At 62.7% G+C, this 16,120-nt stretch carries 13 protein-coding genes and 1 tRNA gene; 10 read left to right on the top strand and 4 right to left on the bottom strand.

Features of this window, described 5'->3' with window-relative positions:
- The first annotated feature begins 84 nt into the window (after positions 1 to 84).
- The 7 genes from KW842_RS15855 to KW842_RS15825 all read left to right on the top strand — a co-directional run bounded on the left by KW842_RS15855 (position 85) and on the right by KW842_RS15825 (position 9,737).
- Complete coding sequence (locus KW842_RS15855) at positions 85 to 4,362, top strand: PAS domain S-box protein (RefSeq protein WP_229223725.1); 4,278 nt, start codon at positions 85 to 87, stop codon at positions 4,360 to 4,362.
- 1 nt (position 4,363) lies between these two features.
- Positions 4,364 to 4,774, top strand: coding sequence for a response regulator (locus KW842_RS15850; RefSeq protein WP_218305079.1), 411 nt, complete (start codon positions 4,364 to 4,366; stop codon positions 4,772 to 4,774).
- Between the two features lie 201 nt (positions 4,775 to 4,975).
- Entirely contained in the window at positions 4,976 to 5,302 is a 327-nt protein-coding gene (trxA, locus tag KW842_RS15845) for a thioredoxin TrxA (protein ID WP_090182984.1), read from the top strand.
- A 122-nt stretch (positions 5,303 to 5,424) separates the two neighbouring features.
- Complete coding sequence (rho, locus tag KW842_RS15840; RefSeq protein WP_110845290.1) at positions 5,425 to 6,687, top strand: transcription termination factor Rho; 1,263 nt, start codon at positions 5,425 to 5,427, stop codon at positions 6,685 to 6,687.
- A 169-nt stretch (positions 6,688 to 6,856) separates the two neighbouring features.
- Complete coding sequence (locus KW842_RS15835; protein WP_218305078.1) at positions 6,857 to 7,126, top strand: type B 50S ribosomal protein L31; 270 nt, start codon at positions 6,857 to 6,859, stop codon at positions 7,124 to 7,126.
- Between the two features lie 97 nt (positions 7,127 to 7,223).
- Positions 7,224 to 8,948 (top strand): glycosyltransferase family 39 protein, encoded by a 1,725-nt coding sequence (locus tag KW842_RS15830; protein WP_218305077.1) that lies wholly within the window; start codon positions 7,224 to 7,226, stop codon positions 8,946 to 8,948.
- Between the two features lie 57 nt (positions 8,949 to 9,005).
- A complete protein-coding gene (locus KW842_RS15825; RefSeq protein WP_218305076.1) occupies positions 9,006 to 9,737 on the top strand; it encodes an ABC transporter substrate-binding protein in 732 nt (243 codons plus the stop codon).
- 14 nt (positions 9,738 to 9,751) lie between these two features.
- On the opposite strand, the gene KW842_RS15820 is transcribed toward KW842_RS15825, so the two are convergent.
- Entirely contained in the window at positions 9,752 to 10,141 is a 390-nt protein-coding gene (locus KW842_RS15820; RefSeq protein ID WP_218305075.1) for a gel scht, read from the bottom strand.
- 371 nt (positions 10,142 to 10,512) lie between these two features.
- Between KW842_RS15820 and KW842_RS15815 the strand changes: the two genes are divergently transcribed.
- The 3 genes from KW842_RS15815 to KW842_RS15805 all read left to right on the top strand — a co-directional run bounded on the left by KW842_RS15815 (position 10,513) and on the right by KW842_RS15805 (position 14,363).
- Positions 10,513 to 12,417, top strand: coding sequence for an AAA family ATPase (locus tag KW842_RS15815; RefSeq protein ID WP_218305074.1), 1,905 nt, complete (start codon positions 10,513 to 10,515; stop codon positions 12,415 to 12,417).
- A gap of 156 nt (positions 12,418 to 12,573) precedes the next feature.
- Positions 12,574 to 14,211, top strand: coding sequence for a methyl-accepting chemotaxis protein (locus KW842_RS15810; protein WP_218305073.1), 1,638 nt, complete (start codon positions 12,574 to 12,576; stop codon positions 14,209 to 14,211).
- Positions 14,212 to 14,278: 67 nt separating this feature from the next.
- Positions 14,279 to 14,363, top strand: a tRNA-Leu gene (locus KW842_RS15805).
- A gap of 89 nt (positions 14,364 to 14,452) precedes the next feature.
- On the opposite strand, the gene KW842_RS15800 is transcribed toward KW842_RS15805, so the two are convergent.
- From KW842_RS15800 to KW842_RS15790, 3 genes are read right to left on the bottom strand one after another with little or no spacing between them, the layout of a single operon-like run.
- Positions 14,453 to 14,998, bottom strand: coding sequence for a VOC family protein (locus KW842_RS15800; RefSeq protein ID WP_218305072.1), 546 nt, complete (start codon positions 14,996 to 14,998; stop codon positions 14,453 to 14,455).
- A gap of 2 nt (positions 14,999 to 15,000) precedes the next feature.
- Positions 15,001 to 15,363: a nuclear transport factor 2 family protein gene (locus KW842_RS15795; protein ID WP_218305071.1), complete on the bottom strand. Its 363-nt coding sequence runs from the start codon at positions 15,361 to 15,363 to the stop codon at positions 15,001 to 15,003.
- Positions 15,364 to 15,365: 2 nt separating this feature from the next.
- Entirely contained in the window at positions 15,366 to 16,115 is a 750-nt protein-coding gene (locus tag KW842_RS15790) for an SDR family oxidoreductase (RefSeq protein ID WP_218305070.1), read from the bottom strand.
- Positions 16,116 to 16,120: the final 5 nt, after the last annotated feature.

Raw genomic sequence — 16,120 nt, 5'->3', positions numbered from 1 at the left:
TCTTGTGATGCCGGTGTCTACGACAAACACTTCGATGCTATAGTTTCCTCAGTACAGCAAGCTTAGCCACCGAAAGGGAACCTCTTGTTTCACTGCCGTCCGCGCTTGTGCCAGCCGCGCTGGCAACGCCTGTCGCACTGCATGGCGGCGGCTGGGCTGGCACTATGCCTGATACCGGCGGTAGCGGCCGAGCAGGTAACCATCCAGCTCAAATGGCAGCATCAATTCCAGTTCGCCGGCTATTACGCCGCCCAGGACCAGGGCTATTACCGCGACGCCGGCCTCGATGTGACGCTGCGCGAAGCGCGTCCCGGCAGCGATCCGCTACAGGCGGTAATGCAGGGCCAGGCCCAGTACGGCGTCGGCAACACCACGCTGCTGCTGGCGCGCGGCATCGGCCAGCCGGTGGTGGTACTGGCCTCGATCTTCCAGCATTCCGGCGCCGCGCTGTTGCGCCGCATTGAGGCGGACGGCAAGCCGCGCCCCTGGACCGGGGCGCGCCTGATGATCGCGCCCAACAATGAGGAATTGACCGTCTTCCTGAAAAAACAGGGCGTGCGCATGGACACGCTGTACCAGGTCGCGCACAGCTACCAGGTTGATGATCTGGTGGACGGCAAGGTCGACGCCATGTCGGCCTATAGCACCGAGGCGCCCTATCTGCTGGACCGGCGCAACCTGCGCTATGAGTTGCTGTCGCCACGCGCGCACGGCCTGGATTTCTACGGCGACGTGCTATACACCACCGAAAGCGAATTGCGCGAACATCCGGCGCGCGCCCAGGCGCTGCGCGCCGCCACGCTGCGCGGCTGGGAATACGCCATGCGGCACCCCGGCGAGATCGCCGACCTGATCCGCGCCCGCTACCCGGAACGCAAGAGCCGTGAACACCTGATGTTCGAGTCGCAAGCCATCGTTCCCTTGCTGGAGCAGCCTTTGATCGAGCTCGGTTACAGCAATCCGGAGCGCTGGCGCGCCATCGCCAGCGCCTACGCGGAACAGGGCATGCTGCCGGGCAAGTTCAGCCTGGATGGTTTCCTGTACCAGCCGCCCAGCGGCAATCCACTGCTGCGCTACGGCGGCGCCGTGTTCGGCGCACTGCTGCTGATGGTGGCGCTGGCCCAGGCATGGCGGCTACGCCAGCAGGGCAGCGCCCTGCGCGCCGCACGCGCCGAACTGGGCAGCGCCGAGCGGCTGGCGGGGTTCGCGCTGGAAGGTTCGGGTGAAGGCAGCTGGGAATGGCATCTGGCCACCGGCAAGCTGACGCTGTCGCCGCGCTATGGCGCGCTGCTGGGCTACAGCGCCGGCGACTTCCATCCGACACTGGAGGAATGGATGGGCTTCATCCATCCGGACGACCGGCCACGGCTGGAGCGCGACATCCAGCATAGTTTGGGCAGCACCAGCGACGCCACCGGCCATATCCACAGCGAGCACCGCATGCGCACCCGCGACGGCAGCTGGAAGTGGGTGCTGGCGCGCGGCATGATACTGGAACGCGACAGCGCCGGCCGGCCGCTGCGCGCCGCCGGCACGCTGGCCGACATCGCCGAACGCGCCGCCGCCGAGGAAGCGCGCGTCTGGGCAGTGGTGGACGCCACGCCGGGCGCGGTGCTCATCGCCGACAAGAGCGGCAGGGTACGCCACGCCAATCCGGCCTGCTCCCACAGCTTCGGCTACGAGGGCGACATGGCCGGCCTGTCGGTCGAACAGCTGGCGCCGGAAGCCATGCGCAGCAACAGCGGCGTGCGCGAACTGTTCTCGCGGCCACGGCTGCCGGGACGGGTATTGTGCGCGGTGCGCGCCGACGGCCACAGCTTCCCGGCCATGGTGCACCTGGCGCCGGTGGAGCTGGGCGGGCAGGAACTGGTGATCATGGCGCTGCGCGACATGACCCAGCGCCAGCGCGCCGAGGAAGCCTTGCAGGCGTCTTCGGAACGCTACCGGCAGATCGTGCAGACCGCCGCCGAAGGCATCTGGATGACCAACGCCGACGACCGCACCACCTTCGTCAACCCGACGCTGGCGCGCATGCTGAACTACGAGGTTGAAGAAATGATGGGCCGCGCCATGACCGAGTTCATGGACGATACCGGCGGCGCGCTGCTCAAGCAGCACCTGCAGCGCCGCCTGTCGGGCGAAGCCGGCCAGGGCGATGTGTGCTTCCTGCGCAGCGACGGCAGCACGGTCTGGTGCCTGCTGTCGACCACCGTGATGAACGCCGATTCCGGCCACTACGCCGGCACGCTGGCGATGCTGACCGATATCACCGCACGCCGCCAGGCGGAGGAGGCGCTGCACGGCTCCAGCCAGCGGCTGGCGTCGATCTTCAATGCGGTCACCAACGGTCTGGTGATGATCGACAGCCAAGGCGCGGTGCTGGAACGCAATGTGGCGGCAGCGCGCATGCTGGCGCACAGCGCGGAGCTGAGCGCCGGCGGGCTATGGGCCGGCGTGCGCCAGGACGGCACGCCCTACGACACCAGCAGCCATCCGGTGCAACTGGCGCTGGTCACCGGCCTGCCGGTGCGCGACGTGGTGATGGGCTTGCAGCAGCAGGACGGTGCGCGCTGCTGGCTGTCGGTGAATGTCGAACCCATCCCCGACGACAGCGGCGCGGTGCGGCTGGTGGTGGCCAGCCTGACCGACATCACCGACCGCAAGCGCGGCGAGGATGCGTTGCGCGAATTGAACGAGCACCTGGAGGAAAGGGTGGCGATGCGCACCATCGAGCTGGACCACGCGCGCCGCGTGGCCGAGGAAGCCAGCCAGACCAAAGGCCAGTTCCTGGCGAATATGAGCCACGAAATCCGCACCCCGATGAATGGCGTGATCGGCATGGCCTACCTGGCGCTGAAGACCGAGCTCGATCCGCGCCAGCGCGACTACCTGGAAAAGATACGCTTCGCCGGCGAGCACCTGCTGGGCATCATCGACGACATCCTCGATATTTCCAAGATCGAGGCCGGCAAGCTGGAGGTGGAACAGGTCGACTTCGCGCTCGACCATGTGATCCAGACACTCAACACGGTGGTGGCGCCGAAAGCCGCCAGCCGCGAGCTGGAGCTGGTGTACGACCTTGATCCGGCGCTGCCCGAGGTGCTGCGCGGCGATCCGCTGCGGCTCGGCCAGGTACTGATCAATTACGCCAACAACGCCATCAAGTTCAGCGAGAAGGGCCGCATCGAGGTGCGGGTGCGCCAGGTGGTCGGCGACGCCCACGGCTGCCTGCTGCACTTCGAGGTCAGCGACTGCGGCATCGGCCTGTCGGAAGCCGAGATCGAGAAACTGTTCCAGTCCTTCCAGCAAGCCGACACCTCCACCACCCGCGAATACGGCGGTACCGGCCTGGGCCTGGCGATCTGCAAACAGCTGGCGCAGCTGATGGGCGGCGAGGTCGGGGTGCGCAGCCGCCCCGGCCAGGGCAGCACCTTCTGGTTCACCGCCCGGCTCGGCATCAGCAGCGCCTCGGTGCCGGACCTGATCGACCGGGTCAAGGACGCGGCCGCCGAGCTGCTGGCCTCGTCGCGCAGCGCGGCGGTGATGGCGGCGCTGAAGAACGCCCGCATCCTGCTGGTCGAGGACAATACCTTCAACCAGCAGATCGCGCTGGAGATGCTGGAGGACGTCGGTTCATCGGTATGCCTGGCCGCCAACGGCATGGAGGCGCTGGAGCTGCTGCGCAACACCGCTTTCGACTGCGTGCTGATGGACGTGCAGATGCCGCTGATGGACGGGCTGGAAGCGACCCGCCGCATCCGCGCCGATCCGCGCCTGGCCGATATGCGCGTGCTGGCCATGACCGCCACCGCCACCAGCGAGGACCGGGTGCGCTGCATCGAGGCGGGCATGGACGATTTCATCTCCAAGCCTATCCAGCCTGCGCTGATGTACCAGACCATCGCCAACTGGCTGCCGGAACGTGACAGCAACGCGCCGCCGGCGCCGCTGCCGGCCCGGCCAGCCCGCTCGGCGTTCAGCACCACGCTGGGCGGCGACCCGGCGATTATCGATCTGTCCATCTTGGCAAAATTGCTGGGTTATCATCCGCATAAGGTGCGCAAGTTCGCCTTCAAATTCCTGCAAAATACGCAGGACGGGCTGACGCTGATGGACGCGGCGCTGGCGCGCGGCGATTTTGCCGCGCTGCGCGACCTCGGCCACAAGCTGAAATCGCCGGCGCGCACCGTCGGCGCGCTGGGCATGGGCGAGCTGCTGCTGGAGCTGGAGCAACTGCCGGCCGCCGCCAGCGACGCCGACAACCGCCAGCGCGCCCAGGCGCTGCTGGGCAAGCTGTGGCCGCTGCTGGAGCAGATTACTGAACAGATTATGACCAATACCACTTTCGCCGACGACAACTGAGATGCGCATACTGCTGCTGGACGACGACGCCTTCATGCTGGAACTGCTGGCGGACATGATCGCCACACTGGGCGGGCATAGCGTAATCCGCGAAACCGATGGCCGCCGTGCGCTGATCGAGCTGCGCCTGCGCCCTCCCCAACTGGTGATCTGCGACCTGGCGATGCCGATCATGGACGGCATCGACTTCCTGCGCCTTGCGGCGGCGCAGCAATACCCTGGCTGCGTGGCGCTGCTGTCCGGCGTCGACAGCGCGGTGCTGAACACCGCCGGCCGGCTGGCCGAGGCGCAGGGATTGCACATCCTGGGCACTTGCGCCAAGCCGCTGGGCATCGAGGCGCTGGCCGGTTTGCTGGCCCGCGCCGAGGCGCGCTGCCCGGCGATCATGGTAAATAGTTTAAAGAATAGTTAAGGAAATGCGGTCGCGGCGACAAACCACCGCACATTTTTAAAAAATGGGTTATTATTTACGCCATCCCTCGCCTGCCGACCTTGTTGCCACCCCCTCAAAGACATTGAAATCGTGCAAATGGCACCCAACTGCTGCTCATGGCAGCGTTTGTGGCCCCGTCCCCAGGCGTTATTACTGACACTGACCTCGATTGAGGAAAATATGAGCGAAAATATCAAACACATTACCGATGCTTCCTTTGACGCCGACGTGCTGAAGTCCGACCGTCCTGTGCTGGTCGATTTCTGGGCCGAATGGTGCGGCCCATGCAAGAGCATTGCCCCGATCCTGGAAGAAGTGGCCAAAGAATACGAAGGCAAGATCCAGATCGCCAAGATGGACGTCGATTCGAACCAGGCTGTACCAGCCAAGTTCGGCATCCGCGGCATCCCGACCCTGATCCTGTTCAAAAACGGCGTCGCCGCTGCGCAGAAAGTCGGCGCCATGGCGAAAGGCCAACTGACCTCTTTCATCGACAGCAATATCTAAGATAAGATATCGCTGCGTTGTACCAGCGGCGCCGCGCCCGCGGCCGCCGCTGAATAATACGAGACAACCCACGTAGTCCCCTCCCCTACCTTTACTTTCCCGTCACGGGATACTCAAACAATATGCATCTATCTGAATTGAAGGCCTTACACGTCTCGGCGTTGTTGGAAATGGCCATCGGACTGGATATCGACAATGCGGCGCGCCTGCGCAAGCAAGAGTTGATGTTCGCGATCCTGAAAAAGCGCGCCAAATCGGGCGAGCAGATCTTCGGCGACGGCGCCCTGGAAGTGCTGCCGGACGGCTTCGGCTTCCTGCGCTCGCCCGACGCCAGTTATATGGCGTCGACCGACGACATCTACATCTCGCCATCGCAGATCCGCCGCTTCAACCTGCACACCGGCGACTCGATCGAAGGCGAAGTGCGCACCCCGAAAGACGGCGAGCGCTATTTCGCACTGGTCAAGGTCGACAAGGTCAACGGCGAATCGCCGGAAGCCTCGAAACACCGCATATTGTTTGAGAATCTGACGCCGCTGCACCCGAACGAGCCGCTGCGCCTGGAACGCGACATCAACGGCACGGAAAACATCACCGGCCGCATCATCGACCTGATCGCGCCGATCGGCAAGGGCCAGCGCGGCCTGCTGGTGGCGTCGCCGAAGTCCGGCAAATCGGTCATGCTGCAGCACATCGCCCACGCGATCACCTCCAACCACCCGGACGTCACGCTGATCGTGCTGCTGATCGACGAACGCCCAGAGGAAGTGACCGAGATGCAGCGTTCGGTGCGCGGCGAAGTCGTGGCATCGACCTTCGACGAGCCGGCCACCCGCCACGTGCAGGTTGCCGAGATGGTGCTGGAAAAAGCCAAGCGCCTGGTCGAAATGAAAAAAGACGTGGTGATCCTGCTGGATTCGATCACCCGCCTGGCGCGCGCCTACAACACCGTGATCCCGGCTTCGGGCAAGGTGCTGACCGGTGGTGTCGACGCCAACGCGCTGCAGCGTCCGAAGCGTTTCTTCGGCGCCGCCCGTAATATCGAGGAAGGTGGTTCGCTGACCATCATCGCCACCGCGCTGATCGAAACCGGTTCGCGCATGGATGATGTGATTTACGAAGAATTCAAGGGTACCGGCAATATGGAGGTGCACCTGGAGCGCCGCCTGGCCGAGAAACGCGTCTACCCGTCGATCAACCTGAACAAATCGGGCACCCGCCGCGAAGAGTTGCTGATCAAGCCGGACCAGCTGCAGAAGATCTGGATCCTGCGCAAGCTGCTGTACTCGATGGACGAGATCGAGGCGATGGAGTTCATCCTCGACAAGATGCGCGCCACGAAGAACAACACTGAGTTCTTCGACATGATGCGTCGCGGCGGCTAATCAGCGATTAGCCGTAACAAACAGGCAACTCCGGTTGCCTGTTTGCGTTTACGGGCGTATAATCGCCGATCGCATTAATTTAACCACTGGCAAGTGAGCGGCAATCGGGTCACGAGGTAGCAAGACCGACGAAGTGCTGTTTGGCTACCAAACTAACCGAGGCTACAAAATGAAAGCAGAAGGTCACCCAGAATACCGCGAAGTCGTTTTCCACGATCTGTCGTGCGACTTCAAATTCATCACCCGTTCGACCATTGGTACCCGCGAAACCATCAACTTCGAAGGTAAAGACTACCCACTGATCAAGATCGAGGTATCGGCTGAATCGCACCCGTTCTACACCGGTAAACACAAAATCGTCGACACCGCTGGCCGCGTTGAGAAATTCCGCCAGAAGTTCGGCACCGTCGGTTCGAAAACCGCCGTCGCAGCTGGCTAATCTCAGCCGCTTCGCTAAAAAAAGCAGCCTCTGGCTGCTTTTTTTGTTTGATGCCGTCATACTCCGGTTCTACTCTTAAAAACACACTGATTGATCGATGAAGCCAGTCCGTCTTGCCGCCGCCGCTACCTTGGCCTTACCGCGCTGGGCCCTGTATGCCCTCGGCCTGCTGTATATCCTGCCTGGCCTGATCGGCCGCGAACCGTGGAAGAATGACGACGCCGCCAGCTTCGGCATCATGTGGACCATGGCGCACGGCAGCTGGCAGGACTGGCTGTGGCCGAACATCGCCGGGCTGTCGCTGCCGGATGAGGGCCCGCTGGCCTTCTGGCTGGGCGCGCTGGGCATCAAGCTGTTTGGCTGGCTGCTGGGCGATGTGCTGGCGGCGCGTGTCAGCACCGTCGGCATCTTCCTGCTGGGCGTGCTGTCGCTGTGGTACGCCACTTTCCACCTGGGCCGCCGCCAGGATGCGCAGCCGCTGCGCCTGGCCTTCGGCGGCCAGCCGGAGCCGGACGACTTCGGCCGCACGCTGGCCGACGCCGCCGTCCTGATTTACCTCGGCTGCCTGGGCTTGCTGCTGCACAGCCATGAAACCACGCCGGACGCGCTGCAGGTGTCGATGACCGCCTTCCTGCTGTACCGTACCGTGCGCTATGTGGAAAAGCCCTCGCTGCGCAACGCCGGCCTGAGCGGCCTGGCGATCGGCCTGATGACGCTGAGCGGTGGCTGGATTACGCCGGTGTGCCTGATGCTGGCCCTGTTCGCCTGCACCCGTTTCCTGGCCCAGCCAGCCATCCGCGCGATGCGCGATCTGGGCGCCATGATCGCTGTCGGCGGCGCGCTGGCCGCGCTGTGGCTGCTGCCGGCCCAGCTACTGGAACCGTATCATCAGCAGCCGCTGAACGCCTGGCTGGGCTGGAACTGGCTGCAGCTGGACTGGCCAAGCTGGAGTTCGGTCAAATTCTTCTTCCGCGTTGGCGTGTGGTTCTTCTGGCCTGCCTGGCCGTTCGCCTGCTGGGCGGTATGGGCCTGGCGCCGCCAGCGCGGCGTGCTGCACATCGTGGTGCCGCTGGCCTTCGTGGTGATGGGCCTGCTGCTGACGCTGTGCAATCCGCAGTCTGACCAGGGCCAGCTGCTGGTGCTGCTGCCGCCGCTGGCCATCATGGCCGCCTTCGGCCTGCTGACCATGAAACGCGGCGCCATCAACGCCATCGACTGGTTCTCGGTGATGGCGCTGACCTTGTGCGCGCTGGTGATCTGGATCTTCTACTTCGCCAAGCTGATTGGCTGGCCAGCCAAGGCGGCCAAAAATGTGCTGAAGCTGGTACCGGGCTACACGCCCGAAGTCGGCTGGATCGCCTTCTTCGTGGCGCTGGCCGCCACGCTGGGCTGGTTTGTGCTGGTGCACTGGCGCGTGTCGCGCCGCCCGGCCGTGCTGTGGCGCGCGGTGGTGCTGTCCTCCGGTGGCCTGATCCTGATCTGGGTGCTGTCGATGACGCTGTTCCTGCCCGAGCTCAACTACGGCAAGAGCTACGCCGGCGTGGCGCGCCAGATCGCCGACAAGCTGCCGCCGGGCACACGCTGCATCGAAACCAATGTCGGACCGGCGCAGCGTGCCTCGTTCGCGTTTTATGCGCAGCTGCCGTTTGTCGGCGTGGAAGGCGGCCGCTGCGATCTGTTGCTGTTGCAAGATAGCGTCAAACTGCGCGACAACCGCGAGATCCTGCCGCAGCATCGCGGCAAGCAGTGGGTGCTGTTATGGGAGGGACGCCGTCCGGCGGACCGCCAGGAACGCTTCCGCCTGTTCCGCCGGGCCGATTAAAACGCTGCCCTTGGGCTGGCAATGCTGCTATGCTTTTAAGCAGAAAGCGGCCAGCCCATGCGATTTACCTTCCTGACATTATTTCTGCTGGCGACTTGCACGCGCGCGCCCGTCAGCGCCGCACCACTGCAAATTACCACCGAATATGCCCCGCCATCGAGCATGCGCGGCGCCGACGGCGTCATCACCGGCCGCGCCACCGACAAGGTGCGCGAGATGATGGCGCGCAGCGCCACCGACTACCGCATTGAGCAACTGCCGTGGAAACGCGCTTACCAGATGGCGCTGACGCAGGATCAGACCTGCGTATATTCAACCACCCGCACGCCGGAGCGCGAAGCGCTGTTCAAATGGATAGGACCGACCGACGAAGCCGAGTGGCAGTTCTGGGGGCTGGCCAATCACCCATTTCCACTGAATAGCCTGGAAGATGCGCGCAAGCTGCGCATCGGCACCTATATCGGCGACGCGCGCGACGAATTCCTGCGCAGCCGCGGCTTCAATGTCGACGCCGTCAGCAACGATATGATCAATCCGCAAAAATTGCTGCTCAACCGTATCGATTTATGGGCGGTTGGCACGCGCACCGGCAGTGCCGGCCCAACCGCGTTCGAGGGATCGGACCGGGTGGTGCCGCTGCTGGTGTTCCACCGCGTCAAGGTCTACCTGGCGTGCAATCCGTCCGTGGCGGATGAACTGATCGACAAGCTCAACGCCACGCTGGCCGAGATGCGGCGCGACGGCACCGTGACGCGGCTGGACCGCAAGTACGAGAGCTGGGGCAAGTAGCGCCCGGCCCGCCATCAGTGGCGCGACGCCATCATCAGGCCATTGGCCGGCACCTTGGCCGCCAGCGGCAGCTTCTGGAATTCGCTGATGGCGACACTATCGCCCTCTTCGCGAAACTCGAAGCGCACGCCGCTCTCGGTGACGAAGGTGGTCGGCGAGGTGGCGTAGATGCGGATCTGCTTGCCATCGTCCAGTTTGGCGTAGCGTTGCAGCACCGATTGCGAGAACACAATCCGCTGGCCGTTCTGCAGCTGGTAGCGGTGCGCAAAGCTGTCGAATGCGGCCGGATCAACGTAATAGCGGCTGATGCGCGGGGCTTTTACATCGATGCTGTCTTCAGCGTGAACAGCTGGCAGGGTGGTCAGGGCAAGCGCGGCGACGACGCCAAGCAGAACGGTTTTCATGGTGTGCTCCTAAGTTGTGTACGTTGCGGGAGCCACCGCTGTTATTGGGAATTCAGCGGGGACAGGTGCAGATTAACAAAGCTTTCTGCAAACATCTCACGCATGCGACGAGCCGCCAAAGCGCGGCCTTCAACTGCAAAAAACCGCGATAAACGGCGCGCGTCGCGGCATCTGTTGCGCGCTGCGGCTATTTCTAGGGCGGATGTGATACAAACGGCGCCAACCGGTCTATAGTCGCGTATGAGTTGCCGTACGGCAGCAAATCCAATCCATCCGCTTGCGCCCCCAGTTTGCGCATCGGTCACGGCGGCCCCGGCTGCTGCGCCCCATCCTCGCGCCCAGCCCCGGCATCATGCTCCTGATGGTGCATTATGTTTACTCTTTACAAACTTCAAACCGCGCTACGCAATAATTACGTCCGTGCCCTGCTGCTGATCGTGACGGCCTCGCTGGTTCTGCTACTGGGCTTGCGCGCTTCAGTGCCGCAAGACACCAGCCCGGTCCTGCGCACCCAGGATATCGCCCAGATCACGGCCTTGCCCGCCAAGCGCGCCCAGCTGGAATACCTGCTGATCGCCGCGCCGCAGTCGGACGCGCCGCGCTATGTGTTCAAGCTGAAGAATGACGACAAGCTATACGTGGTCAAGGTGCCGGGTACCACCCACCTGAGCCTGGAGCGCGAGGTCCTGCTGCGCAATAACATTCCCTACGCCATCGCGCGCGAAGACTATCTGGCCTCGCACAAGGCGGTGATGCAGGATGACGACGTCAGCATGCTGGCGCGCACCGGCGCCTTCGTGGTGCGGCATGCGCTGGACATCGTGCTGGTGGTGCTGGCCCTGTTCCTGCTGCGCCACGGCCTGCCCGGCATGGGCCTGAACGCCACTGTGCTGACGCCGGACCAGCTGAACGGCAGCATGGACGACCTGATCGGCATGGAAGACATCAAGCAGGAAGTGCTGCACCTGGAAGACATGATACGCAACCGCGCGCTCTATAAAGAGCACGACATCGACAAGCCGTTCAACGTCATGCTGACCGGGCCGGCGGGCACCGGCAAGACCAAGCTGGCAGGCTATCTGGCCAAGCGGCTCAATATCCCGCTGATCCAGGCCTCTGGCTCGGCGCTGGAATCCGGCTATATCGGCGGCGGTTCGAAAGCGCTGCACGCGCTGCACCGCAAGGCATGCGCGCGCGGCCAGTGCATCATCTTCCTCGACGAAGCGCAAAGCCTGTTCATGCCGCGCGGCCGTGGCGAAAAGAAATGGGAAGACGACACGGCCAATACCCTGCTCGGCCTGCTCGACGGCGTGCGCAGCGACAAGGGCGAAGGCGTGATCTGGGTAGTTGCCTCCAACTTCGATGATGCATCGACGCGCATGGACGAGGCGATGCTGCGGCGCTTCTCGGTCAAGATCAATTTCCGTCTGCCCAACAAGAACGAACGGCGCGAGCTGCTGCGCGCCTTCCTGTCGCGCAAGGCTGACGGCTGCGTGGACTGGCAAGATTTGAATCTCGACCACGTTGCCGAAATTACCGCCAACCTCAGCCCGGCGCTGCTGCAAACCGTGGTCGAGCGCGCCAGCATGCTGGCTATCCAGGAGAAGCAGGTGATCAACACCGACCTGCTGTTCCGCGCGTTTGAACGCGCCACCATCGGCCTGACCGACCGTGCCACCACGGCGGAGAAAACCCGCCAGCGCGAACGCGTCGCCCTGCACGAGCTGGGCCACTTCTTCATGCAGATCGACCCGTGGCTGCGCGCCGGCATGTCGCTGGCGGAGGTGAAGGAGCGCTCGCCGTTCCTGAAGATTTCGACCGAGTCGGTGTCCAAGCTGGGCGCGCTGGGTTATGTGCTCTCAGCCTCGGATGATATGGCCTTGCGCACGCTGGAGGAACTGGAACATGATGTGATCCAGCTGTACGGCGGCGTAGCGGCGGAAGAACTGTTCTACGGCGCGCGCGGCATTTCGGTCGGCAGCCAGAACGACATCGAAAAAGCCACCTCGATGCTGAACCTGATGGTTAACAAGCTATCGATGTACTCGCGCTCAAAGATCGACCACAGCCAATTCAAGGACAAGGAGGCCGACCTCGGCCAGGTGGAAGCCAAGGCCGACGAGCTGTACAGCTACACGCTGAACGCCATCGCCGACTACCGTGAGCACATTGACGCGCTAAAAGGCGTTTTAATGGACCAATACGTATTGTCAAAAGACGCCATCTTCGCACTACTGGAACAGCAGGCAGCAAAACACGGCTTGCATAAAAATTAGAAAAAATGCTAGACTTTCCATAGCGCAACTGATATCGGTCGCAAGATGTCCCAGCAAGTTGCAACCTATCGTTGGCCTAGCCCCCGCCTTGAAAAGATAGACCGCGTGAGCCGCACTTCCGTGCGCTCTGAGCCATCTCTTTTTGAGGAATCACCCATGAAATTTAGCAATCTAAAAATCGGCGTACGCCTGGCGACCGGCTTCGGCCTGCTGCTGCTGTTGCTGGGTATTGTCGCGACGGTGGCCATCACCCGCATTAACAGCATCAACGACGCCACCGACCGGATACTGAACGACCGTTTCGTCAAGGTCATGCTGGCCAAGCAGATCCAGTTCGAGGTGAATGTCCAGGCACGTAATCTGCGCAACGCGATTATCGGCAACGCCGATCCGGAAGAGGTGCGCACCTCGCTCGGGAAAATGGACGCTTCGGTAGAGAAAAACAGCCTGCTGATGGCCGATCTGAAAACCAAGATTCATTCCGAAAAAGGCCTGCAACTGTTTGCCGCCATGCTGTCGGCAAGGCAGGAGTATGCGAATGGCCGCGATACCACCCTGAAGCTGCTGAAAGAAGACTCTGCCGGCGCGGCGGGTGTTTATCTGTTGAAGGAAGTGCGTGGACCACAAACCAGGTTCTTCAGTGCGATCGACGATCTGACCGAGTTTCAGACCGAGTTGATGCGCAACGATAGCCAAGCCGCCGAACGCGATGGCAGCCTGGCGGTGTCCATCACGGTGGTGCTAGCGGTACTGTCAGCCGTCGCTGCGGTGATTATTGGCATCGTCATCACGCGCTCCATCACCGGCCCGGTCAACCAGGCAGTCAAGCTAGCGCAAACGGTGGCAGCAGGTGATCTGAGCAGCCAGATCGAAGTCCACACCAAGGATGAAATTGGCGTGCTGCTGTCCGCGCTGAAACAGATGAACACCAATCTGCAGGAGATTGTCGGCAAGGTCCGTACCGGCACCGGCGAGATCGCCGTCGCCACTGGCGAAGTCGCTGACGGCAACCTCAACCTGTCCTCGCGTACCGAGCAGCAAGCCAGTGCGCTGGAGGAAACCGCTTCCTCGATGGAAGAACTGACCTCGACCGTCAAGCAGAACAGCGATAACGCGCGGCAGGCCAACCAGTTGGCGGTGTCAGCTGCGGCAGTGGCCCGCAAAGGTGGCAGCGTAGTCGCCGACGTGGTCGCCACGATGAGCACCATCAGCGGTTCGGCCGGCAAGATGGCGGATATCATCAGCGTCATCGACGGGATTGCCTTCCAGACCAACATCCTGGCGCTGAATGCCGCAGTGGAAGCGGCACGCGCCGGCGAACAGGGGCGCGGCTTCGCGGTGGTGGCATCCGAAGTGCGCAATCTGGCGCAGCGCAGTGCGGCGGCAGCCAAAGAGATCAAGGTGCTGATTGATGACTCGGTCGACAAGGTCGAGGCAGGTAACCGGCTGGTGGCCGAGGCCGGCACGACGATACAGGAGGTGGTCAGCAGCGTGCAGCAAGTGACCGACATCATGAGCGAAATCGCCGCCGCCAGCCGCGAACAGGAAGTCGGCATTGAACAGATCAACCAGGCCATTTCCGAAATGGATGCGGTAACTCAACAGAATGCCGCACTGGTGGAAGAGGCAGCGGCAGCCACCGCATCACTGGAAGAACAGGCATCGACACTGAATAAAGTGGTGGCGGTGTTTAAGCTGAGCAACGATACACAGCCGGTCCGGTCAACCCGGATTGCGCCGCGCTCACCAGGCGGCAGCCCGCGCCTGGACGTTAAAAGGCTGGCGCAAGTATAAAACTACGCCGCAGGGTTGCAGTAGGGTTGCAAATCGGTGATAATGCGGGTCGCATTGCAATACACCTGCCTCGGTGGTGGAATTGGTAGACGCAGCGGACTCAAAATCCGCCGCCGCAAGGCGTGCCGGTTCGATTCCGGCCCGGGGCACCAACAGTTGGTATTCATGCGCAGCAGTAACGATCAAAAACCCGCCCATCTCCTATGACGGCGGGTTTTTTATTGCCCCGAACCAATAGCGATCAGTCAGCCGGACGCCACAGCTTCACTTTCGACGTCTTCTCATACGCCTTGCCGTTGGGATAGCCCACCAGCTCCAGCTCAGATCCCCATGGCGACAGGAAATGCACCCAGGTTTCCCCGGCAGTGTCGCCGCTGCTCATGGTCATCGGCTCGCCGATGATGGTGATGCCTTTCGACTTCAGATACGCCACGCCGGCTTGCACGTCATCGGTATAGAACGCGATGTGCGAGGCGCCGATATCTTCGATCTTCGGCATGATGGTGCTGCCAGTCGAATTTTTGTACTCAAACAGTTCGATGTTTGAGCCATTGCCGCAGCGGAGCATGGCCAGCGTCACGCTCTCGGCACGCGGCGCCATATTGAATGGGCCGATCTGCGTCACCGGCTCGCAGCCGAAGGTCGAGACAAAAAACGCCTTGGCCTGCGCCAGGTCCGGCACGTTGACGCCAACATGGTCCACACCTGCCGTCTTGATGCCCGCCGCCTGCGCCATGCCGCCCAGCTGCAAAGCGATCGCGGTCAATATCATTGCAATGATTTTCATGATTACTCCTTGTTTTTTTCGATGAACACATAGGCGCTGGCCAGCTTGCCATCGCGGATGGTGAAGATGTCCTCACCACGTATCAGGTTCGGCTTGTCCTTCGGCCCATAGCCCCAGGTGACGCGACCGATATCGTGGTTCCACGCCACCGGTTCCGGCGTGAAAACGAAACCGGCATGGCCGCCCTGCACTTTATCGATCAGCGCCGCCACCGCCGCGTAGCCGGTCACCACGCCGTCGTAGTCGGCGACGTAGAAGTTGTCGGTATAAACCTGCGCGAACCGGGCATTACGGCGCGCCGCGTCGGTGTCATTCCAGATTTCGAAATGATGGTCGATCAGCTGCTGTACGATGGCGACGTCCATGATTACACCTGCACCATGCCGCCATCGACAAACAGCTCGATGCCATTGATGTAGGCGGCATTGTCGGACGCCAGGAAGGCCACCGCCTTGCCGATTTCCTCCGGCTCGCCGAGACGCGCCAGCGGCACTTGCGCAGCCAGTGCATCAAACAGGCCCTGGCGTGCTTCATCCGGCACCAGGCCGCCAAGGCCAGGCGTGCGGATAGGACCTGGGCTGACGACGTTGACGCGAATGCGGCGGTCCTTCAGATCCATCACCCACGACCGCGCCAGATTGCGTACCGCCGCCTTGCTGGCGCTATACACGCTAAACGCCGCCGTGCCCTGGATCGACACGGTAGAACCGGTCAGTATCACCGAGGCGCCATCCACCAGCAGCGGCAAGGCTTTCTGCACGGTGAACAGCACGCCGCGTACATTGGTGCCGAAGATGCGGTCGAAGTGTTCCTCGCTGATGGCGCCCAGCGGCATCATGTCGCCGCCCCCGGCGTTGGCGAACAGGATGTCCAGCTTGCCGGCGCTTTTGGCGATTTGCGTGTAGACCGTATCCAGATCCGACAGCACCGACGCGTCGGCGCGGATACCGGTGGCGGCCGCGCCGATGCTGGCCACGGCGGCGTCCAGTTCCGCCTGGCGACGGCCGGTGATGAAGACGCGCGCGCCTTGCGCCGCCAGTTCCTGCGCGGTGGCCAGGCCGATGCCCGAAGTGCCGCCGGTGACCAGTGCGAATTTGCCGTTCAGTTGCTTGTTCATGATTT

It is taken from the genome of Duganella sp. sic0402, from assembly GCF_019219065.1.
Taxonomy (GTDB): Bacteria; Pseudomonadota; Gammaproteobacteria; order Burkholderiales; family Burkholderiaceae_D; genus Rugamonas.
The sequence above is the reverse complement of the archived record's forward strand: the minus strand, read 5'-3'. Positions and strand labels throughout refer to the sequence as shown.

Coding starts and splice junctions, on each gene's coding strand:
- KW842_RS15850 (WP_218305079.1), top strand. CDS start 4,364: ATGCGCATACTGCTGCTGGACGACGACGCCTTCATGCTGGAACTGCTG.
- trxA (WP_090182984.1), top strand. CDS start 4,976: ATGAGCGAAAATATCAAACACATTACCGATGCTTCCTTTGACGCCGAC.
- rho (WP_110845290.1), top strand. CDS start 5,425: ATGCATCTATCTGAATTGAAGGCCTTACACGTCTCGGCGTTGTTGGAA.
- KW842_RS15835 (WP_218305078.1), top strand. CDS start 6,857: ATGAAAGCAGAAGGTCACCCAGAATACCGCGAAGTCGTTTTCCACGAT.
- KW842_RS15830 (WP_218305077.1), top strand. CDS start 7,224: ATGAAGCCAGTCCGTCTTGCCGCCGCCGCTACCTTGGCCTTACCGCGC.
- KW842_RS15825 (WP_218305076.1), top strand. CDS start 9,006: ATGCGATTTACCTTCCTGACATTATTTCTGCTGGCGACTTGCACGCGC.
- KW842_RS15820 (WP_218305075.1), bottom strand. CDS start 10,141: ATGAAAACCGTTCTGCTTGGCGTCGTCGCCGCGCTTGCCCTGACCACC.
- KW842_RS15815 (WP_218305074.1), top strand. CDS start 10,513: ATGTTTACTCTTTACAAACTTCAAACCGCGCTACGCAATAATTACGTC.
- KW842_RS15810 (WP_218305073.1), top strand. CDS start 12,574: ATGAAATTTAGCAATCTAAAAATCGGCGTACGCCTGGCGACCGGCTTC.
- KW842_RS15800 (WP_218305072.1), bottom strand. CDS start 14,998: ATGAAAATCATTGCAATGATATTGACCGCGATCGCTTTGCAGCTGGGC.
- KW842_RS15795 (WP_218305071.1), bottom strand. CDS start 15,363: ATGGACGTCGCCATCGTACAGCAGCTGATCGACCATCATTTCGAAATC.
- KW842_RS15790 (WP_218305070.1), bottom strand. CDS start 16,115: ATGAACAAGCAACTGAACGGCAAATTCGCACTGGTCACCGGCGGCACT.